Genomic DNA, 18,931 nt, shown 5'->3' on the forward strand with positions numbered 1-18,931 from the left:
GAACTGGCTTCACGAATCTAAATGATCGCCCAAGCTAAGAAGCGTTACCGGGGTATGTCAAGACATGGATCGGAGATTTCACCGACGTCACAACTTCCCCCGACGTCACCGCGACCGGGCCACGCGGAACCCCACGTCGTCCACCCGGAAGGTGGGATGACTGCGGCGCCGCACGGAGGCCCGGCAGCTCCAGTGCTCGTCGAACCAGCCACCGCCGCGCAGCACCCGGTAACTGCCGTAGACCTCGGCGTCGTACACGTCCCAGCACCACTCCCACACATTGCCGAGGGTGTCGTACAGCCCCCACGCGTTGGGCCGCCTTCCGCCCACCTCGTGGATCCGCTCGTCCGAGTTGCCGCGGTACCACGCGATGTCGTCCAGGGGTCCGTAGCGCGGGCCGGTCGTCCCGGCGCGGCACGCGTGCTCCCACTCCGCCTCGGTCGGCAGCCGGTAGCCGTCGGCCGAGGCGTCCCAGTCCACGTGATCACCGCCGGGGGACAGGCGGTAGGCGGGCTTCAGGCCGTCGCGCTCGGACAGGGCGTCGCAGAAGCCGACCGCGTCCCACCACGAGACGCCCTCGACCGGCAGCCGCCCTGTCTCGGCCGCGGCGGGACGCGCGCCGGTGACCTGTGCGTACAGCGCCTGGGTGACGGGGTGCGCCGAGAGTTCGTAGGGCGCGACCTCGACCGTCCAACTGCGCTGTGTCCTGCGGTCCGACAGCGTGACCCGCCCGGCCGGCACGGTGATCATGTCCATGAACGGGGGAGTCTAGCGGCGGAGACTGTCCAGGCCCTGCGGGCTGCGCAGCCCGACGACGAGATCGCGGGGCAGGCCGTGCGTGTCATGCAGGTAGTGGTAGTCCTGCTCGCTCAACCGCCCTTGGTACCGAGGCAGGGAGAGAACGCGGCGGCCCCGGTCGAGGAGCTCGCCGAAGCGGCGTTCCTCGTCCAGGAGCACCTTGCGCACCGGGGTGGTGCCGCCCGGCAGCCGGAAGTGGTCCAGGGTGTGCTCGACGAGCTCCGGCGGCAGGTCGGACAGGGTGCGGGTGGGGTCGTGCCGCCAGAGGGTGGTGAGGACGCGGCGGACCAGGCGGCGCAGGACGTAGCCGCGGCCGGTGTTGGACGGCCGGACACCGTCCCCGATGACGACGATCCCGGACCGCAGATGGTCGCAGACCAGCCGCAGTGACGGCGTCCCGTCCAGGTCCCACAGGGGCGGAAGCAGGCGCGTCCACGGCTCGAACAGGTCGGTGTCGTAGACCGAGTCATGGCCCTGGAGGACGGTCATGAGGCGTTCCAGACCCATGCCCGTGTCGATGGACGGCTGCGGCAGCGGGGAGAGGCCGCCGTCCTCGTGGCGGCGGTAGCGCATGCTGACGTGGTTCCAGACCTCGACCCAGCGCGGGTCGGTGGTGGGGGTGCCCACGGGTGGGGTGTCGCCGGTCCACAGGAAGATCTCCGAGTCGGGGCCGCACGGGCCGACGGGGCCGTTGGACCACCAGTTGTCCTCGACGGTCTGTTCCACGGGCACCCCCAACTCCTGCCAGGTGGACAGGGATTCGGTGTCGGGGCCGACCTGTTCGTCCCCGCCGAAGACCGTGACGTACAACTGCTCGTCCGGGATGCCGAATCCGTCGCGCAGCAGCTCGTGGCCCCAGCGCAGGCTACGTGAGTGGCCGTAGTCGCCGAGCGACCAGGAACCCAGCATCTCGAAGACGGTCAGATGCGTGGAGTCGCCGATCTCGTCGAGGTCGGTGGTGCGCAGACAGCGCTGGACGTTGACCAGGCGCCGGCCCTCGGGGTGCGGACGGCCTTCCAGGTACGGGGTGAGGGGGTGCATGCCGGACGTGGTGAACAGCACCGGGTCCGAGGGCGGTGGCAGCAGGGTGCCACCGGTGACGAGGTGGTGTCCGCGCTCGACGTAGAAGTCCGTGAAGGTGCGCAGGATCCGGTCGGTGTGCATGGCGGTGTTCCTTCGGGTCGTGGGACCGGAAAGAACCGCGGGGACAGGGAAGAAGAGGGCGCACTGCACCGGCGGTCCGTTTCCGGCCGCCGGGGAGGAGTGAGGTCAGGCGTCGGCAGCCGGGGAGCTGGTCGCTCGCGCGGCTGCGGTGTGGGTGTGCTCGATGACCTCCATGGACCAAAGGTAACCGGGGCTGTCGGGGACGTCCTCCGGTTTTTCAGTCGGTCGATCCTTCAGCCCGTCGACTGTTGAGTCCGTCGATTGTTCAGTCCGTACCGCCCGGAGTGATCAGCCCGGTCTCGTACGCCAGGACGACCGCCTGGACCCGGTCCCGCAGCTCCAGCTTCGACAGGATGCGGCCGACGTGGGTCTTGACCGTGGTCGGGCTGAGGAACAGCCGGTCGGCGAGCTCGGCGTTGCTCAGACCCGTCGCCAGCAGCCGCAGCACCTCCGTCTCGCGCGGTGTCAGACCGGAGAGGTCGCGGTGCGGGCCGGGAGCCGGGCGGGCCTCCTCGCGGTGCGCGAAGCGCTCGATCAGCCGGCGGGTGATCGCCGGCGCGAGCAGGGCGTCCCCGGACTGCACCAGGCGTACGGCGGCCACCAGATGCTCGGGCGTGACGTCCTTGAGCAGGAAGCCGCTGGCGCCGGCGGTGAGCGCGGCGTACACGTAATGGTCCAGGTCGTAGGTGGTGAGGATGATGACCCGGGGGCCCTCCGCGCCCTCCTCGGCGAGAATGCGGCGGGTCGCCTCGATCCCGTCCATCCCCGGCATCCGGATGTCCATGAGGACCACGTCAGGGCGGGTGCGGCGGACCGCGTCGACCGCCTCCGCCCCGTCGGCGGCCTCGGCGGTCACCTCGATGCCGTCCGCGGCGAGGATCATCCCGAAGCCGGTCCGTACGAGGGCCTGGTCGTCGGCGATGACGGCGCGCAGCCCCGGCCCGCTCATGCCGCCCGCCAGGGGACGAGGGCCTTGACGCGATAGCCGCCGGCGGGGGTCGGACCGGCGGTCAACTCACCGCCGTAGATCGCGAGTCGCTCGCGCAGCCCGATGAGTCCGCGGCCGTTCCCCTCCGCCCGCGGAGCGTCCCGGACGGCTCCGGTGTCGATGACCTCGATCTGGAGGACCTCCTCGGCGTAGCCGATGGTGACCGAGGCTTCCGCGCCGGGCGCGTGTTTGATCGTGTTGGTCAGCGCCTCCTGCACTACGCGGTACGCCGTCAGATCGATCCCGGGCGGCAGCGGGTCCGGCGGGAGCGAGACCGCGACGCCGACCGGGGTTCCGGCGGCGCGCACCCGCACGATCAGCGCGTCGAGCTGACCGACGCCGGGCTGGGGCTCCAGGCCGTCCGGCTGTTCCGCGTCCGGGGCGGCCAACAGGCCCATCACATGCCGGAGTTCGGCCATCGCGGCCCGCCCGCCCGCCTCGACCGCCAACAGCGCCTGCTTCGACCGCTCCGGCGCCACATCCATCACCTTGCGCGCCGCCCCCGCCTGAATGACCATCACGCTCACATTGTGGGTCACGACATCGTGCAACTCGGCGGCTATGCGCGCCCGTTCCTCCTCCACGGCCCGGTGCGTCGCCTGCTCCTGGTCCCGCTGGAACTGCGCGAGCCGCTCGCGGTCGGCCGACAGACGCCGTCGCCAGTAGCGGACGAGACCGGCCGTCACCCCCGCGATCAGCAGGACCACCGCGGGGCTCGACCACCCCGGCAGGATGGGCTCCGTCTCCCGGAAGGCGAAGCCCGCCAGCACCGCCGCGAAGACCATCGCCGCCGTCGCCACCGTCCGGTGCCGGCTGTGCATGACCGCGCTGTACGCGGCGATGACACAGGTCAGCACATTGATCCAGGAGGCGTCGTCACCGATGGCCAGCACCGCGGTCATCAGCACCGCGAACGCGGCGAGCGGGAACCTGCGCCGGGCGGCGAGCGGCAGCGCGGAGAGCACGACCAGCGACCAGGACGTGGAGTACGTCTCCTCCGGCACGAACCGCGGTCCCGGTGACACGGGTCCCGGTGGCACCGGAGGACGGGGCGGCTCCGGCACGCTGTACTGCATCTTCCCGAAGCTGGCCGGCCCGTCGCCGGGATAGCGCACCGCCACGACCAGCGCGATCGCGGTCAGCAGCACCGCCAGGACGACGTCGGCGGTCAGCGCGCGCCGCGACAGCGGGGTACGCCTCGGCTCCGGCCGCACGGCCGCGCACACCTGCCGCAGCAGGCGGTTCACGGTCTCCATCGGCACATTGTGCGGCCCGTGCCTGCACATCCGCGTCCGCCTGGGAGGCCGGTGAACCGTCCTGCGGGCGTACTTCGCAGGGATGACCCGGCGCTCGGGTCCTCCGCGGGAAGGGCCCCATGTCGGTGTCCCGGGCGACGCGGCGCACGAACCCGCGCCCCTACCTTCGCTGAGCCTGAACCCCTTCGACGCGAGGACCGACCCCATGACTCATGTGATCGAACTGACGGGCGTGGCCAAGCGCTACGACAGTGCCGGCGCACCCGCGCTCGGACCGATCGACCTCGGCGTCTCCCAGGGCGAGGCCCTCGCCGTCACCGGCCCCTCCGGCAGCGGCAAGTCCACCCTGCTGAACCTCGTCGCGGGCCTCGACAAGCCCACCACGGGCACCGTGACCGTGGCCGGACAGCACGTCGACCGGTTGAGCGAGCACGCCCTGGCCCGGTTCCGCCGCGAGCGGATCGGCATGGTCTTCCAGTTCTTCAACCTGCTCGACGACCTCACCGTCGCCGACAACATCCAGCTGCCCGCCCAGCTGACCGGTACCTCCCGGCGCAAGGCGGCCATCCGGGCCGGGGAGCTCATGGAGGTGCTGGGCATCCAGAAGCACGCCCGCGCCTACCCCGGCCGGCTCTCCGGCGGCGAGCGCCAACGGGTCGCGGTGGCCCGGGCGTTGGTCAACCGGCCGGCCCTGCTGCTCGCCGACGAGCCGACCGGCGCCCTCGACAGCGCCTCGGGCCAGGACGTCCGGGACCTGCTGGTCGACCTGCACCGCGGCGGGCAGACCATCGTGCTCGTCACCCACGACCCGGCCCTCGCCGAGGCGTGCGCGAGCCGCACGATCCACCTGGTCGACGGTCACCTCGCCCTCGACACCCGGACGGAGGCCGTGCGTTGAGCGCCCTCGGCCGGGTCGTACGGTCCGGGGTCGGCCGGCGCCGGGTGCAGACCGTGGTGATCGCCCTGGCCACGATGATGGCCGTGGCCTCCGCGGTGGTCGCCGGGTCCCTCATGGTCGCCACCAACGCCCCCTTCGACCGCGCCTTCTCCCGGCAGCACGGGGCCCATCTCACCGTGGAGTTCGACCCGGCCAAGGTGAGCCAGGCCCAGCTGACGGCCACCGGCCGGCTGGACGGCGTCACCGGGACCGCCGGGCCCTACCCGTCCACGACGATCCACGCGGTGGACGACCAGGGGCGCAAGACACCGGCGATGACACTCGTCGGCCGGTCCGACCCGGGCGGCGACGTGGAGCGACTGGACCTCAAGTCGGGCCGGTGGCCGACGAAGAGCGGCGAGATCGTGCTCTCGGAGTCCTTCGAGGGCCCCGCCTTCAAGACGGGCTCCACCCTCAGGACCTCGGACGCCGACGACAGCCCGAAGTTCACGGTCGTCGGATTCGCCCTGTCCGTCGGCAAGACCGCCGACGCATGGACGACTCCCGCCCAGGTCACGGCACTTGACTCGAAGGACAGCCCGGTCACGAGCCAGATGCTCTACCGCTTCGACTCCGCCGACACCAAGGGCCAGATCGCCGCAGACCGCAAGCAGCTGGCCGCCGCCGTGCCGTCCGGCGCACTCCTCGGCAGCCAGTCCTACCTGGACACCAAGCGCGCCGCCGACCAGAGCGCCGCCCCGACGATCCCGTTCCTCATCGCCTTCGGGGTGCTCGGCATCGTCATGTCGGTGATCATCGTCGGCAGTGTGATCAGCGGCGCGGTCGGTACCAGCCTGCGCAGGATCGGCATCCTCAAGGCCATCGGCTTCACTCCGCGCGAGGTCGTCCGCGCCTACATCGCCCAGGCACTCCTCCCGGCCGGCGCCGGTATCGCGCTGGGCGTCGTCCTGGGCAACCTCATGGCCCTGCCGCTCCTGGAGGACACCGAGACGATCTACGGCACGGTCTCACTGACGGTCGCCTGGTGGGTGGACGTCCTGGTGGCGGCCGTCGCCCTGCTCGTCGTCGGGATCGCGGCACTGGTCCCCGCCCTGCGGGCCGGACGGCTGCGGACCGTGGAGGCCATCGCGGTCGGCCGGGCACCCCGTACGGGACGCGGCCAGTGGGCGCACCGGGCGGCGGGCCGGCTGCCGCTGCCGCGCGCGGTGACCTACGGTCTGGCGAGCCCCTTCGCCCACCCGGTCCGTACCCTCGCGATGCTGCTCGCCGTGGCCTTCGGCACGGTCGCGGCGACCTTCGCGCTGGGGCTGACCTCGTCGCTCAACGAGGTGTCGGCGGCCGGGGACCCGGAGAGCCGCAACGACGTGAGCGTCTTCGCCGGCGGCACCACGATCGGCAGGGGCGAACGCGTCCCCGCACCGGGCACGAGCGTCCCCGAACCGGCCGACCCGGCGAAGGTGAGCGCGGCCATCGAGGCGCAGTCGGGTACCGCCCTGTACTACGGCATGGCCCAGCAGGACGCCACGGTGCCCGGAGCCTCCGGCGGCGTCCGGGTCACCCTCTACGACGGTGACTCGGCCTCCGGCAGCTACGCGATGATCTCCGGCCACTGGATCACCGGCCCCGGCCAGGTCGTCGTCTCCTCCCGTTTCCTGGAGACCACCGGCACCGGCATCGGCGACACCGTGCGGGTGACCGCCGGGAAGGACACGGCCACCCTGCGGATCGTGGGCGAGGCCTTCGACACCTCGGACGACACCCTGGAGATCCACGCGGACATCGCCGACTTCCCGGCCGTCACGCCCACCGAGTTCCGGGTCGACGTGAAGGAGGGCGTCTCACCGACCGAGTACGCCGAGAAGCTCGCCGCGGCCGTAGAGCCACTTGGCGCCGACGCCTTCGCCAACTCCCCCTCCGAGCAGGGCAACCTGCTCATCGTCGTGAACGCGATGGCCGCGCTGCTCACCCTCATGCTCGTCTCCGTGGCCGGACTCGGGGTCCTCAACTCCGTGGTCCTCGACACCCGGGAGCGCGTCCACGACCTGGGTGTCTGCAAGGCGCTCGGCATGACGCCGCGCCAGACCGTGAGCCTCGTGCTCGCCTCGGTGGCCGGGATCGGCATCCTCGGCGGCCTCATCGGGGTGCCGGCCGGATTCGCCCTGCACGGCTTCGTCCTGCCGGAGATGGCGGAGGCCGCGGGCACCGGGCTGCCACCGTCGGTCCTTGAGGTGTACGACGCTCCCGAACTGGTCCTGCTGGGGCTGGCCGGGGTCGGTATCGCCGTGCTGGGCGCGCTGCTTCCGGCGGGCTGGGCGGCCAAGGCCCGTACGGCGACGGCGCTGCGCACGGAATAGCGGACCGCCTGCTCGGCACCGTCGGATCAGCACAGTTCCATTGCGAGAACTCCAAAGCGCCGCCCGCGCCCGGCTACCTGCCTCCGCCGCAGCCGCCTCAGCGCCCCGACAGGACCACCACGGAGGAGGCGGGCGAGGCCGTCTACGACGACGGGCTCGACGGACCGCCCGACACCAGCGTCCTCGCCGGCCGGTCCCTCTCCGTGCCCTGGGGATGCGAACTTCCCCAGGGGGAGAGCTTCCTCCGGATCGAGGTGGCACCCGACTACGAGTCGGAGACCTCCGTCTTCACCGGCGAGGTGAAGAAGCACGCGCCGCGTTTGCGTGCGACGCGGGGCCGACGGCAGGGTTCGGGGTGTGGCTACTCTGCTGATCGTGCATCACACCCCCTCGCCCAACTGCCAGGCGATGCTGGAAGCCGTCGTGTCCGGCGCCACCGCGCCGGAGATCGAGAACGTCCAGGTCGTCCGGCGGGCCGCGCTGGCGGCCACCGCCTCCGACGTACTGGCCGCCGACGGCTATGTGCTGGGGACCCCGGCGAACCTCGGCTACATGTCCGGTGCCCTCAAGCACTTCTTCGACCAGGTCTACTACCCGTGCCTGGACGAGACACGGGGCCGGCCCTTCGGCTACTACGTGCACGGCGGCAGCGATGTCACCGGAGCGGTGCGGGGCATCGAGTCGATCACCACGGGCCTCGGCTGGCGGCGCGCGGCGGACGCGGTGACGGTCACCGCGGAGCCCGGCAAGTCCGACACCGAGGCCTGCTGGGAACTGGGCGCGACCCTGGCCGCCGGGCTCATGGACTGAGCGCGGCCGTAGCCCTCGGCGAACTGGTGCGCTAATTTGAGCTCCAGGTCACAGGTGGACGGTCACCCGTGGTGAGCGCGGGAGGTTCTCGTTGACCCCGGCACAACTGCGGGCCTTCTCGGCGACCGTACGCCTCGGGTCGGTGAAGGCGGCCGCGGCCGATCTGGCGGTCACCGAGGCCGCGATCTCGACGCACATCGCGCATCTGCGCCGGGAACTCGAAGACCGTCTCTTCACCCGCACGGCGGGCGGACTCGTCTTCACCCCCGGCGGACTGCGCCTGGCCAGCCGCGCCGCCGAACTCCTGGGACTCCAGGACCGCACCATCCTGGAAGTACGCCGGGCAGGGTCCGGCCGTCGCCAGTTACGAATCGCCGCGTCCAGCCTCTTCGCCGAGCATGCCGCCCCCGGGCTGATCGAACTGTTCGCCCGCCGCGCCGCCGACCTGGACGTGGAACTGAGCGTCCACGACCCCCAGCGCTTCGGCACGCTCCTCACGAACCGAGCGGTCGACGTGGCCATCGGCCCGAGGCCCGCCACCGTCGAGTCCACGACGACCTGCACCCACTTCCTCAACTACCAGGTGATCGCCGTCGTCGGCGCCGACCACCCCCTCGCGGGATACGGCGCCGGCGCCACGGAACTGCGCGACCAGACCTGGCTCCTGGGCCCCTCGGCGGTCGGCCGCACCGGCATGCTGCCCTCCGTGCTGCGCCGGCTGAGCGTCCCCGACCACAACCAGCGCATCTTCCAGAGCCAGGCCGCCTGTGTGGACGAGGCCAAGCACGGCAAGGGAATCGCCCTCGCGGTGGCCTTCTCCGTCGCCAAGGACATCGCGGCGGGGGACCTCCACCAGCTCAACGGCCCCCACCTCCCTGCCCGCGGCTCCTGGAACCTCCTCTCCCTCGCCGACCGCGAAGCCCCCGAAGCCGCCGCGGAACTACGCCGCTTCGTCACCACACCCCGCGCCACCCAGGCGATGCTGCGCGGGTCGGGCGTGACGGCGGGGCGGTTCCGGCCGGCGATCCACGTGACGTTGTGGAGCTAGAGACCCAGGGAGTCGGCGAACGACGAGAAGGCGGGCGCCACCTCCCGCCAGGCGCACTGGCGGGGGTTCGTCCAGAAGTCGCTGCCCACGACACGCGGATCGGCGGGATCGGTCCGGTAGTCCAGGGCGAGGGCCACGTCGTCACCGGGCCTGCGGTTGACCGCGATGAGCAGCGCCTGCTCGACGTCCAGCCAGGGCAGTTCCACGGGAGCCGGCCGGGTGCTGCCGCGTACCTCGTGGAAGAGATCGAGGGACAGCGGATCGTCGGCGAACAGGTCCATCGACCGCGACTCCCGCTCCATCGCCTGCGTACTCCCCAGGAAGTCGAGCGGGTCCTCGAACCACGGGATCAGCCTCGCCAGTTCCGCATCGCCGGGGTGCCGCCAACGGCCCTCCCGCAGCAGCACGGTCAGCCGTGTGGGCAGCGCGTGTCCACGGACCGTCATGATCTCCATGGCGCCCAGGGTGTCACGGGCGCCGCCGGGCATGCCGGGCCACCTCGGCGGGCACGCGCAGCAGCGCGCCGAACGTCCCGGCGGGCAGGAGCAGATCGACGTACGGCAGGGCGGCGGCCATCGTCGACGTGCGAGGGACGAACCCGGGCATCCCCGCCCGCGGATTGAGCCAGACCACCATGTGCGCCCGGCGCCGCAGCCGGGCCATCGCCGCGGCGAGGTGCTCCGCGGGGTCGCCGTCCCAGCCGTCGGAGGCGATGAGGACGACCGCGCCGCGCAGGCTGCCGCCGTGGTGGGAGGCGAGGAGGGTGGTGAGGCAGTGGGCGATGCGGGTACCGCCGAAGCGGTCGGTGACACGGTCGGTCGCCTCGGCCAGGGCCTGCCGTACCGAACGGTGGGTGAGGGCCGGCGTGAGGCGGGTCAGGGAGGTGGCGAACGCGAAGGCCTCCGCGTGGGCGCCCAGCGTGAGCGCCCGCATCAGGTGGAGATACGCCTGGGCCTGCGCCTGCATCGAACGGCTCACGTCGCACAGCACCACGACCCGGCGTGGCCGGTCGACGGGGCCCGTTCGGACCAGCCGGACCGGTTCCCAGCCGGTGCGCCGCGCCCGGGCCGCGGTCTCGCGGACCGCCACCCGGTGACCACCCGGCCGTACGGCGTGCCGACGGGAGCGGCGCACCGGCCACTCCCGCAGCGCCGACTCCAGCCACCGGCCCAGCAACTCCGCCTCCTGAGCGCCGAGTTGCTCGAAGGGAGTGTCCACGACACCCGCCAGATCACTGGGCAGCCGATCCGGGACCGTCGCCTCCAGGGCCTCCTGGTGTTCGGTGTGGGTGGCGGCGGGCGGCAACGTCACCCACGGAAGGCCGCCTGGACTGTCGTGTCCGTTCACCGGCGTGGCCGTCCGCGCGTCGCGGGTGGGAGGCGCGGACGGGTCGCCCCGGTCCGGCGCGGGGAGCACCGCCTGGCCGAAGACCGCGTCGAACACCTCGTCGAAGCGTGCCAGGTCAGCGTGGTCGCGTACGAGGGTGATACGGGCCGTCCAGTACAGCGCCGTCCGTGACGCGGGCGGGACGGCGTCCAGCGCGCGCACGAGGTCCTGCGTGGCGGTGAGGCCGACGGCCACGCCCCGCTCCCTGAGCCGGTCGGCGAGCGCGACGGCGAAGGCGGCCCGGTCGACGGCGGGCAGGAACGTCATGGCCGCGACGCCTGTTCGGGGTAGCCCAGCTCGTCGAGCGCCCCGATGACGGCGGTGCGGTCGTCCGGGCTCTTCGCGACCGCGCTGAGCGTGCCGAGGATGTCCGCGCGGACCGGCAGGGAGACACGCAGCGCGGCGAGGGCCGCGACCCAGTCGATGGCCTCGGCCATGCCGGGCGCCTTGTCGAGATCGAGCCGGCGCACCCGGCCGATGAACTCCGTCGCCGAGGCGATCAGCGGCTCGTTCGCGGCCGGTATCGAGCGGCGCAGGATCTGGGCGGCGCGCTCCGGGGAGGGGAAGTCGATCCAGTGGTACAGACAGCGGCGGCGCAACGCGTCGTGCAGCTCGCGACTGCGGTTGGAGGTGAGGATCACCAGCGGCGGCCGGACGGCGGCGAACGTGCCCAACTCCGGGATGGTGATGGCCCATTCGCCGAGGAACTCGAAGAGCAGCGCCTCGAACTCGTCGTCGGCCCGGTCGATCTCGTCGATCAGCAGCACGGGCGGCAGCGGACCCGCGTGCCGCACCGCACGCAGCAGCGGCCGGTCGTGCAGGTACTCCTCGGTGAACAGGTCCGCGTCGGCGATCCGTTCCCCGTGCGCCTCGGTGAGCCGGATGGCGAGCAGCTGGCGCTGGTAGTTCCACTCGTAGAGCGCCTCGGACGCCGTGAGCCCCTCGTAGCACTGCAACCGGATCAGCGCGGTGTCCAGCACCTGGGCGAGCGCTTTGGCCAGGCTCGTCTTGCCGACCCCGGGCTCGCCCTCCACCAGCAGCGGCCGGTCGAGGACCGTCGCCAGGAAGAGGGCGGTCGCGGTGCCCTCGTCGACCAGGTGGCCGACCGTGTCGAGGCGTCGGCGTACGTCGTCGGCGTCCGTGAACAGCTCGCTCACCGTCCCGCGACGTCCTCGACGAGAGGCAGCGCGGTCCGCGGCGACCGTACGGCCCGGACCACCTCCGCCAGGATCGACAGCGCGATCTCCGGTGCCGTACGGGCGCCGATGTCGAGGCCGGCCGGGGTGTGGACGCGGGCCCGCTGCCGTGCGTCGAGGGCGAGTCCGTCGAGGAGGGCGGCGCCGCGGCGGCGACTGGCGACGAGCGCGATGTGCGGGACGCCCGCGTCGAGCGCGGCGCGCACCGCCTCCTCGTCGCCGTGGCCCTGCCCCGCCACGATCACCGCACTCGGGTGCTCCTCGGACAGGGCGCGGGCGGTGGTGTACCCGAGGACTCCGGCCAGGGCGACGAAGGCCTCGGCGATCGGTGTGTCCCCGGCGACCACGACGAGCGGCGGCGGCAGCACCGGCTCCAGGAAGATCTCCAACGCGCCCCCGGACAGACAGGGATTGACCACGACCTGCGCGCCGGGCGCCTCCGGGAACTCCGTCCCGCCCTGCGGCAGCACCCGCAGCAGCAGCGGAGCCCCGCCGACCAGGGCGCCCAGCGCGGCCGTACGCACCGACCCCTCCGCGCAGTGGCCGCCGACGAAGCCGTCGATCGTGCCGTCGCCGTGCACGATCGCCTCGTCGCCCGGATGCGCGGACGCCGGCGCCTGGGCGCGCACCACGCGCGCGTGCACGAACGGCACCCGCCGCTCGGTGAGTTCGAGCGCCCGCGCGCTCACATCGCCGCCCATCAGATCGGCGGGGTGGGCCGGCCCCGCATGGCCTCCCACACCCGCGAGGGCGTGAGCGGCATGTCGGCGTGCCGGACACCGAACGGCTTGAGGGCGTCGACCACGGCGTTGACGATCGCGGGCGGTGAACCGACCGTCGCGGACTCGCCGACGCCCTTGGCCCCGATGGGATGGTGCGGGGAGGGCGTGACCGTGAACCCGGTCTCCCAGTCCGGGACTTCGAGCGAGGTCGGGATGAGGTAGTCCATGAGCGAACCGCTCAGACAGTTGCCGTCCTCGTCGAAGGCGATCATCTCCATGAGCGCCATGCCGACACCGTCGGTGAGCCCGCCGTGCACCTGCCCCTCGATGATCATCGGGTTGATACGGGTACCGCAGTCGTCGACCGCGACGAACCGGCGCACGGTCACCTTCGCCGTCCCCGGGTCGATGTCGACCACGCAGATGTAGGCGCCGTGCGGATAGGTGAGGTTCTCCGGGTTGTAGCAGATCTGCGCCTCCAGGCCGCCCTCGACCCCGTCCGGCAGATCGCCGGCCCCGTGGGCGCGCATCGCGATGTCCTGGATGGTGACCGAGGCCTTGGGGTCGCCCGCGACCTGGAAGGAGCCCTTCGCCCACTCCAGGTCGGCGACGGACACCTCCAGCATCGAGGACGCGATCAGCCTGGCCTTGTCCCGCACCTTGCGGGCGACCAGCGCCGCCGCGGCACCGGAGACGGGTGTGGACCGGCTGCCGTACGTGCCGAGCCCGAACGGTGTCTGGTCGGTGTCCCCGTGCACCACCTCGATGTCCTGCGGCGGGATGCCGAGTTCCTCGGCGACGATCTGCGCGAACGTCGTCTCGTGCCCCTGCCCCTGCGACTGCACCGACAGCCGCACGACCGCCTTGCCGGTCGGATGCACCCGCAGTTCGCAGCCGTCGGCCATGCCGAGCCCGAGGATGTCCATGTCCTTGCGAGGTCCCGCGCCGACCGCCTCGGTGAAGAACGACACCCCGATGCCCATCAGCTCACCGCGGGCCCGCTTCTCGGCCTGCTCGGCGCGCAACTCCTCGTACCCGGCCATCTGCCGGGCCAGGTCCATGGTGGGCGCGTAGTTCCCGGAGTCGTAGACCCAGCCGGTCTTGGTGCGGTACGGGAACTGCTCGGGGCGGATGAAGTTGCGCGTCCGCAGTTCGATCGGGTCCATCCCCAGCTCGTACGCCAGACAGTCCACCATCCGCTCGACCAGGTACACGGCTTCGGTGATCCGGAACGAGCAGGCGTACGCGACCCCGCCCGGCGCCTTGTTGGTGTAGACGGCCGTCATCTTGCAGTAGGCCGCTTCGAGGTCGTAACTGCCGGTGAAGACACCGAAGAAGCCGGCCGGGTACTTCACGGGCGCGGCCGTTCCGTTGAACGCGCCGTGGTCGGCCAGCACATGGGTGCGCAGGGCGAGGATCTTCCCGTCCCGGGTCGCCGCGATCTCCCCGCGCATCACGTAGTCGCGGGCGAAACCGGTGCTGATCAGGTTCTCCGAGCGGTCCTCCATCCACTTCACCGGCTTGCCGGTGAGCAGCGAGCCGACGATCGCGCACACATAACCGGGGTAGATCGGCACCTTGTTGCCGAACCCGCCGCCGATGTCGGGGGAGACGACCCGGATCTTGTGCTCGGGCAGCCCGGCGACCAGCGCGTACAGGGTGCGGTGGGCGTGCGGCGCCTGGGTCGTGGACCACAGGGTGAGCTTGCCGTCGACCGGGTCGTAGTCGGCGACCGCGCCGCAGGTCTCCATCGGCGCCGGGTGCACGCGCGGGTAGACGATGTCCTCGGCGACCACGACATCGGCGCGCGCGAAGGCCGCCTCGGCCTCGGCGGCGTCGCCGGTCTCCCAGTCGAAGCAGTGATTGTCGGCCTTGCCCTCCAGGTCGTCGCGGATGACGGGCGTGTCGGGGGAGAGGGCGGTGCGTACGTCGATCACGGGGTCCAGTGCCTCGTACTCGACGTCGATCAGTTCCAGCGCGTCCCGGGCGGCATAGCGGTCCTCGGCGACGACGAAGGCGACCTCCTGGCCCTGGAAGCGGACCTTGTCGGTGGCGAGGACCGCCTGTACGTCGCCCGAGAGGGTCGGCATCCAGGCCAGGCCCTTCTCGGCGAGCATGGCGCCGGTCACCACGAGGCGGACCTTGGGGTGGGCCTCGGCGAGGCTGGTGTCGATGGACACCACGCGCGCGTGGGCGAGCGGTGAGCGCAGGACGGCCAGATGCAGCATGCCGGGCAGCTGGAGGTCGTCGACGTAGCGGCCCCTGCCCCGGACGAAACGCGGGTCCTCCTTGCGCAGCATCCGGCCGTGGCCGCAGGGCTTCTGGTCGTTGTCGACGAACGCGGTGCGGTGGCCGTTGGGGGAGACGGTCGTCATGAGGTGACCTCCGCCGAGGTCGTGGTGGTGCGTGTTCCGGCTTCCTCGGCCGCCGCCCATCGGACGGAGCGCACGATGGTGGCGTATCCGGTGCAGCGGCAGATCTGCCCGGAGATCGCCTCCCGGATCTCCTGCTCGGAGGGGTCGGGATTACGGTCGAGCAGTGCCCGCGCGGTCATCATCATGCCGGGGGTGCAGAAACCGCACTGAAGTCCATGGCACTCGATGAACCCCTGCTGGACGGGGTCGAGTTGCCCGTTCTGCTCCAGCCCCTCCACCGTGCGTACCTCGTGTCCGCCGGCCATCGCGGCCAGTACCGTGCAGGACTTGACCGGTTCGCCGTCCAGCCACACCACGCACGTACCGCAGTTGCTGGTGTCGCACCCCCAGTGGGTGCCCGTCAGCTGAAGGTGGTCGCGCAGGAAGTGGACGAGCAGCAGCCGCCCCTCGATCTCCCGGGTGACCTCTTCCCCGTTGACGTTCATGGTGACCTGCACGATGGATCACGCCTCCTGTCCGGTGGCCCGGGCCACGGCCCGGCGCAGTACGCGTACGGTCAGCTCACGTGCCAGATGGCGCTTGTACTCGGCGCTGCCGCGACGGTCGGTGACCGGCGAGCACGCCTCGGCGGCCATGTCCCCGGCCCGGGCGTACGACTCCTCGTCGGGCTGCCGTCCCCGCAGGGCCTCGGCGATACCGGGGATGCCGGCGGTGTTGGGGCCGACGGCGGCGAGCCCGACGCGGGCGTCGGTGACCATCCCGCCCTCCAGCCACACCGCGGCTCCGGCCGAGACGACCGCCCAGTCCCCGGCCCGCCGCTCCACCTTCTCGTACGCGCTCGACCCGCCGGGGCGGACGGGGAAGCGGATCTCGGTGAGGATCTCCGCGTCACCGACCGCGGTCTCGTACGGCCCGCGATGGAAGTCCTCCATCGGCACGAGCCGTTCGCCGCCCCGGCCACGGATCACGCACACCGCGTCGAGCGTGGTGCACACGGCGGACAGGTCCTCGGAAGGATCCGCCTGGCACAGGGAGCCGCCGAGCGTTCCCCGGTTCCGTACGACGGGATCCGCGATGACCCGCTCGGCGTCCCGGAAGATCGGGAAGGCGGCGGCGAGTTCGTCGGACTCCAGCAGTTCCCGGTGCCGGGTCATGGCGCCGATCCGGATCGTGTCGGGCCCGACCCGGATGTAACCGAGCTCGCCGTGCAGCTCGTTGATGTCGATCAGGTACTCGAACTCGGCCAGCCGCAGCTTCATCATCGGGATCAGACTGTGCCCGCCGGCCACCAGCCGCGCCGTGTCGCCCAGCCGGTCCAGGAGCGAGATGGCTTCTTCGACGCTGTGCACCCGCTGGTACTCGAACGGAGCGGGAACCTGCATGGGCGCAATCCCCCTGTCTCGCCCGGCGGTCGGCCGGGCGCGTCGGGCGCTGTGTGCGGCCCATTTCGCCCGCGGCGCCGACGGGTGTCAACGGCTGGTTAACCGTTCACTTAACTCGTCCACTCAACTCGTCGGCCCGCTGCCGGGCGCCCATGGGATGCTGACCGCATGGGCGATCATGTGCGGCACGACTCCGTCCGCCGCAGCTACGACACCGTGGCCGAGGAGTACGCGAGGCGACTGCACGCCGAACTCGACGACAAGCCTCTCGACAAGGCCCTGCTCGCGGCCCTGTTCGAACAGACGGAGCCGGGGACCACGATCGGCGACCTGGGCTGCGGGCCCGGGCATGTGGCCGCCCGGCTCGCCGGGATGGGTGCGCGCACGGTCGGGATCGACCTGTCGCCGGGCATGGTCGCGGCGGGCCGGCGCCGGTTCCCGCAGGTGGAGTTCCGTACGGGCGATCTGGTGGAACTGCCCGCCGAGAACGCCGAGTTCGGCGCGGTGACCGCCCTCTACACGATCATCCATCTCGCACCCGGTGAACTGCACCGCGCCTTCGCGGAGATGGCACGCGTCCTGCGCCCCTCCGGCCTTGTCCTGCTCTCCTTCCACATCGGCGAGGAGATCCGGCACGTGGACGAGTGGTGGGGGCACCGGGTGGACGTCGACTTCCGCTTCCTCGACCCGACGCGCGTCGCCGAGTCGCTGGAGGAGGCCGGGTTCACGGTCGAGATGCGCCTGGAACGCACCCACTACGCCCACGAGGTGGAGACCCGCCGCGCCTACCTGCTGGCCCGCAGCGCGGTGAGCACGGGCTGATAGAACCCCGTCGAGTCCGGTGCGCGCCACTCGGCCTCGGTGAAACCGGCCTCGGCCACGAAGCGCGTGAGCCGGGCGCGCGTCAGCGCCCAGTAGGTGGTCCGGCGGGTACGAACCGTCCAGGTGTCGCCCGCGGGGAGGAGCTGGAGGTGCTCCAGGTCGTAGTGTTCGCCGTCCTCGTGCCAGTGCCAGAGCTGAAGGGTGACGACCCGGCCCTCGGGGGTCTCGGCGATCTGTGGCGGCGGCGCCGGTGGCAGGGCCGCGAGGAGCTCGTCGTAGGGCCGGACGGTCAGCACCAGCAGTCCGCCGTCGCGCAGCACGCGTCGCATGTCGCGCAGCGCGGCGATGACGTCCTGCGCGCACAGGAGGTGCGGGAGCGAATTGTCGGCGCAGACGACGACATCGAACCCCGCGTCGGGGAACGGCAGTTGGCGCATGTCGGCGGCGACGACCGGGAGTTCGACGCCTCGTGCCGTCGCCTCGGCCGTGGCACGTGCCACGGCGACGGCGCTCAGATCGCCGCCGACGACCCGGTGTCCGGCCCGGGCCAGCCCGATGGCCTGGGTGCCGATGCCGCAGGAGCAGTCGAGAACGCGCCGCGGCCCCGCTCCGAGCCGCTGCCGGACGAGCGTGTCGAGCGCCACCGCCTGGCGGGCCATGCTCGCGTCCCAGTCGGCGAAGATCAGGTGGTAGTCGCGGGCCAGATCGTCGTAGAAGCGCCGCACCGAGGAATCCGACATGCGGTCAGTCAAGCACCGCCTCCCAGGTGTCGACGGCGAAGTGGAGCGTCATGCCGTTGCGTCCGTACAGCTCCGGCGCACCCGTGGCGTTGGCCGTGTCCACGCCGAGCCCCACGGTGTCCCGCCCCCGCGCGGCGAACGCGCCGAAGGCATGCCGCAGCAGCAGTCCGCCCAGACCCAGACCACGGGCCTCGCGCAGCACCCCGATGCTGCGGATCCACCCCATCGCCTCCCGGTCGTCCCGGGAGATCAGGAACCCGCAGTCCCCCGACTCCTGCGTGTCGGCGATCCACACCAGCGACCAGTCGAGGAGTTCGGCGTCGACGTCGTGCAGCCACTGCTCGTACGTGCGCGGCTGGAAGTCGAAGTGCTCGGCGAAAGAGGCCTGGTAGAGCCGGTGGACGCGCTCACGGTCGGCGTCCGTGGCACACGGCCGTATCCGTACCCCGGCGGGCGGCTCGGGGGCGAGGTCACGTGCCGGGTCCAGAGGGCGCCGCAGCACGTGGTAGCGGCGTACCACCTGCCAGCCCCGTGCCTCGATCAGCGAGGTGTCGAGCGTGGGCTCGGTGTTGAGATGCAGATGCACCACCGCCCTCGCCGCACCGTTCGCCCGGGCCTTGTCGACGGCCCTGGTCCGCATGGCGTCCAGCAGCAGCTCGCCGGCCGGCTGGTGGTCGGGGAGGACGTAGTGGTCGATGTCGACGCGCTCGTCCCCGGAGTCGTCCCACAGCAGCCCGTACGCCACCAGCAGGTCTCCGTCGAAGGCCAGCCAGGAGTCGCGCTCCAGATCGATGTCGGGCCGCTTCAGATCGGCCTCGACGGTGTGCAGGTCGGTCTCGCGCCGGCCGATCTCGATCTCGTCGACGGTGTTGAGGAGTTCGGTGACGGCGGGGGCGTCGGCGAGCACGGCGGGGCGCAGGAGGTAGGACATGAGGGCCAGAGTGCGGGGGAGCGCGGGAGCGTGCAACGGAATTTCGCGCGGCGGGTGCCGC

At 71.8% G+C, this 18,931-nt stretch carries 18 protein-coding genes; 5 read left to right on the forward strand and 13 right to left on the reverse strand.

Annotated elements, in window-relative coordinates; all coding sequences use genetic code 11:
- Positions 1 to 105 precede the first annotated feature (105 nt).
- The 4 genes from HLK59_RS18470 to HLK59_RS18485 form a co-directional block, all read right to left on the reverse strand.
- Positions 106 to 750, reverse strand: a complete 645-nt coding sequence (locus HLK59_RS18470; protein ID WP_171142579.1) for a formylglycine-generating enzyme family protein — start codon at positions 748 to 750, stop codon at positions 106 to 108.
- Positions 751 to 768: 18 nt separating this feature from the next.
- Entirely contained in the window at positions 769 to 1,962 is a 1,194-nt protein-coding gene (locus HLK59_RS18475; RefSeq protein ID WP_171142554.1) for an alanine--tRNA ligase-related protein, read from the reverse strand.
- A gap of 265 nt (positions 1,963 to 2,227) precedes the next feature.
- A complete protein-coding gene (locus HLK59_RS18480) occupies positions 2,228 to 2,911 on the reverse strand; it encodes a response regulator transcription factor (protein WP_171142555.1) in 684 nt (227 codons plus the stop codon).
- A complete protein-coding gene (locus tag HLK59_RS18485) occupies positions 2,908 to 4,206 on the reverse strand; it encodes a histidine kinase (RefSeq protein ID WP_171142556.1) in 1,299 nt (432 codons plus the stop codon). The genes HLK59_RS18480 and HLK59_RS18485 overlap by 4 nt, the downstream gene beginning before the upstream one ends.
- A 205-nt stretch (positions 4,207 to 4,411) precedes the next feature.
- Between HLK59_RS18485 and HLK59_RS18490 the strand changes: the two genes are divergently transcribed.
- The 4 genes from HLK59_RS18490 to HLK59_RS18505 all read left to right on the forward strand — a co-directional run bounded on the left by HLK59_RS18490 (position 4,412) and on the right by HLK59_RS18505 (position 9,316).
- A complete protein-coding gene (locus HLK59_RS18490) occupies positions 4,412 to 5,104 on the forward strand; it encodes an ABC transporter ATP-binding protein (protein WP_171142557.1) in 693 nt (230 codons plus the stop codon).
- Positions 5,101 to 7,458 carry an FtsX-like permease family protein gene (locus tag HLK59_RS18495; protein ID WP_240982491.1) on the forward strand — a complete coding sequence of 786 codons (2,358 nt, stop codon included), beginning with the start codon at positions 5,101 to 5,103 and terminating at the stop codon, positions 7,456 to 7,458. The genes HLK59_RS18490 and HLK59_RS18495 overlap by 4 nt, the downstream gene beginning before the upstream one ends.
- Before the next feature lie 357 nt (positions 7,459 to 7,815).
- Positions 7,816 to 8,268, forward strand: coding sequence for an NAD(P)H-dependent oxidoreductase (locus tag HLK59_RS18500; protein ID WP_171142558.1), 453 nt, complete (start codon positions 7,816 to 7,818; stop codon positions 8,266 to 8,268).
- Between the two features lie 91 nt (positions 8,269 to 8,359).
- Positions 8,360 to 9,316: a LysR family transcriptional regulator gene (locus HLK59_RS18505; protein WP_171142559.1), complete on the forward strand. Its 957-nt coding sequence runs from the start codon at positions 8,360 to 8,362 to the stop codon at positions 9,314 to 9,316.
- Here the strand turns inward: HLK59_RS18505 and HLK59_RS18510 are convergent.
- The 7 genes from HLK59_RS18510 to HLK59_RS18540 are packed head-to-tail and all read right to left on the reverse strand — an operon-like array spanning position 9,313 to position 16,377.
- Entirely contained in the window at positions 9,313 to 9,804 is a 492-nt protein-coding gene (locus tag HLK59_RS18510) for a hypothetical protein (protein WP_206327284.1), read from the reverse strand. The genes HLK59_RS18505 and HLK59_RS18510 overlap by 4 nt on opposite strands.
- Positions 9,785 to 10,969 carry a VWA domain-containing protein gene (locus tag HLK59_RS18515; RefSeq protein WP_171142560.1) on the reverse strand — a complete coding sequence of 395 codons (1,185 nt, stop codon included), beginning with the start codon at positions 10,967 to 10,969 and terminating at the stop codon, positions 9,785 to 9,787. Before HLK59_RS18515 ends, HLK59_RS18510 begins: the two co-directional genes overlap by 20 nt.
- Positions 10,966 to 11,859: a MoxR family ATPase gene (locus HLK59_RS18520; protein ID WP_171142561.1), complete on the reverse strand. Its 894-nt coding sequence runs from the start codon at positions 11,857 to 11,859 to the stop codon at positions 10,966 to 10,968. Before HLK59_RS18520 ends, HLK59_RS18515 begins: the two co-directional genes overlap by 4 nt.
- Positions 11,856 to 12,638 carry an XdhC family protein gene (locus HLK59_RS18525; protein WP_346779760.1) on the reverse strand — a complete coding sequence of 261 codons (783 nt, stop codon included), beginning with the start codon at positions 12,636 to 12,638 and terminating at the stop codon, positions 11,856 to 11,858. Before HLK59_RS18525 ends, HLK59_RS18520 begins: the two co-directional genes overlap by 4 nt.
- Positions 12,599 to 14,995 (reverse strand): aerobic carbon-monoxide dehydrogenase large subunit, encoded by a 2,397-nt coding sequence (locus HLK59_RS18530; protein WP_171142562.1) that lies wholly within the window; start codon positions 14,993 to 14,995, stop codon positions 12,599 to 12,601. Before HLK59_RS18530 ends, HLK59_RS18525 begins: the two co-directional genes overlap by 40 nt.
- Positions 14,992 to 15,492 (reverse strand): (2Fe-2S)-binding protein, encoded by a 501-nt coding sequence (locus tag HLK59_RS18535; RefSeq protein WP_346779761.1) that lies wholly within the window; start codon positions 15,490 to 15,492, stop codon positions 14,992 to 14,994. Before HLK59_RS18535 ends, HLK59_RS18530 begins: the two co-directional genes overlap by 4 nt.
- A 6-nt stretch (positions 15,493 to 15,498) precedes the next feature.
- Positions 15,499 to 16,377, reverse strand: a complete 879-nt coding sequence (locus HLK59_RS18540; protein WP_171142563.1) for a xanthine dehydrogenase family protein subunit M — start codon at positions 16,375 to 16,377, stop codon at positions 15,499 to 15,501.
- A 168-nt stretch (positions 16,378 to 16,545) separates the two neighbouring features.
- Here HLK59_RS18540 and HLK59_RS18545 point away from each other — a divergent pair, with 168 nt between their 5' ends.
- The gene (locus tag HLK59_RS18545) at positions 16,546 to 17,199 is read left to right on the forward strand and encodes a class I SAM-dependent methyltransferase (protein ID WP_171142564.1); all 654 of its coding nucleotides are present in this window, start codon (positions 16,546 to 16,548) and stop codon (positions 17,197 to 17,199) included.
- On the opposite strand, the gene HLK59_RS18550 is transcribed toward HLK59_RS18545, so the two are convergent.
- Positions 17,163 to 17,939, reverse strand: coding sequence for a class I SAM-dependent methyltransferase (locus HLK59_RS18550; protein ID WP_171142565.1), 777 nt, complete (start codon positions 17,937 to 17,939; stop codon positions 17,163 to 17,165). The genes HLK59_RS18545 and HLK59_RS18550 overlap by 37 nt on opposite strands.
- A gap of 4 nt (positions 17,940 to 17,943) precedes the next feature.
- Positions 17,944 to 18,870 carry a GNAT family N-acetyltransferase gene (locus HLK59_RS18555; protein ID WP_171142566.1) on the reverse strand — a complete coding sequence of 309 codons (927 nt, stop codon included), beginning with the start codon at positions 18,868 to 18,870 and terminating at the stop codon, positions 17,944 to 17,946.
- Between the last annotated feature and the right edge of the window lie 61 nt (positions 18,871 to 18,931).

The organism is Streptomyces sp. S3(2020) (assembly GCF_013044505.1).
Classification (GTDB): domain Bacteria; phylum Actinomycetota; class Actinomycetes; order Streptomycetales; family Streptomycetaceae; genus Streptomyces.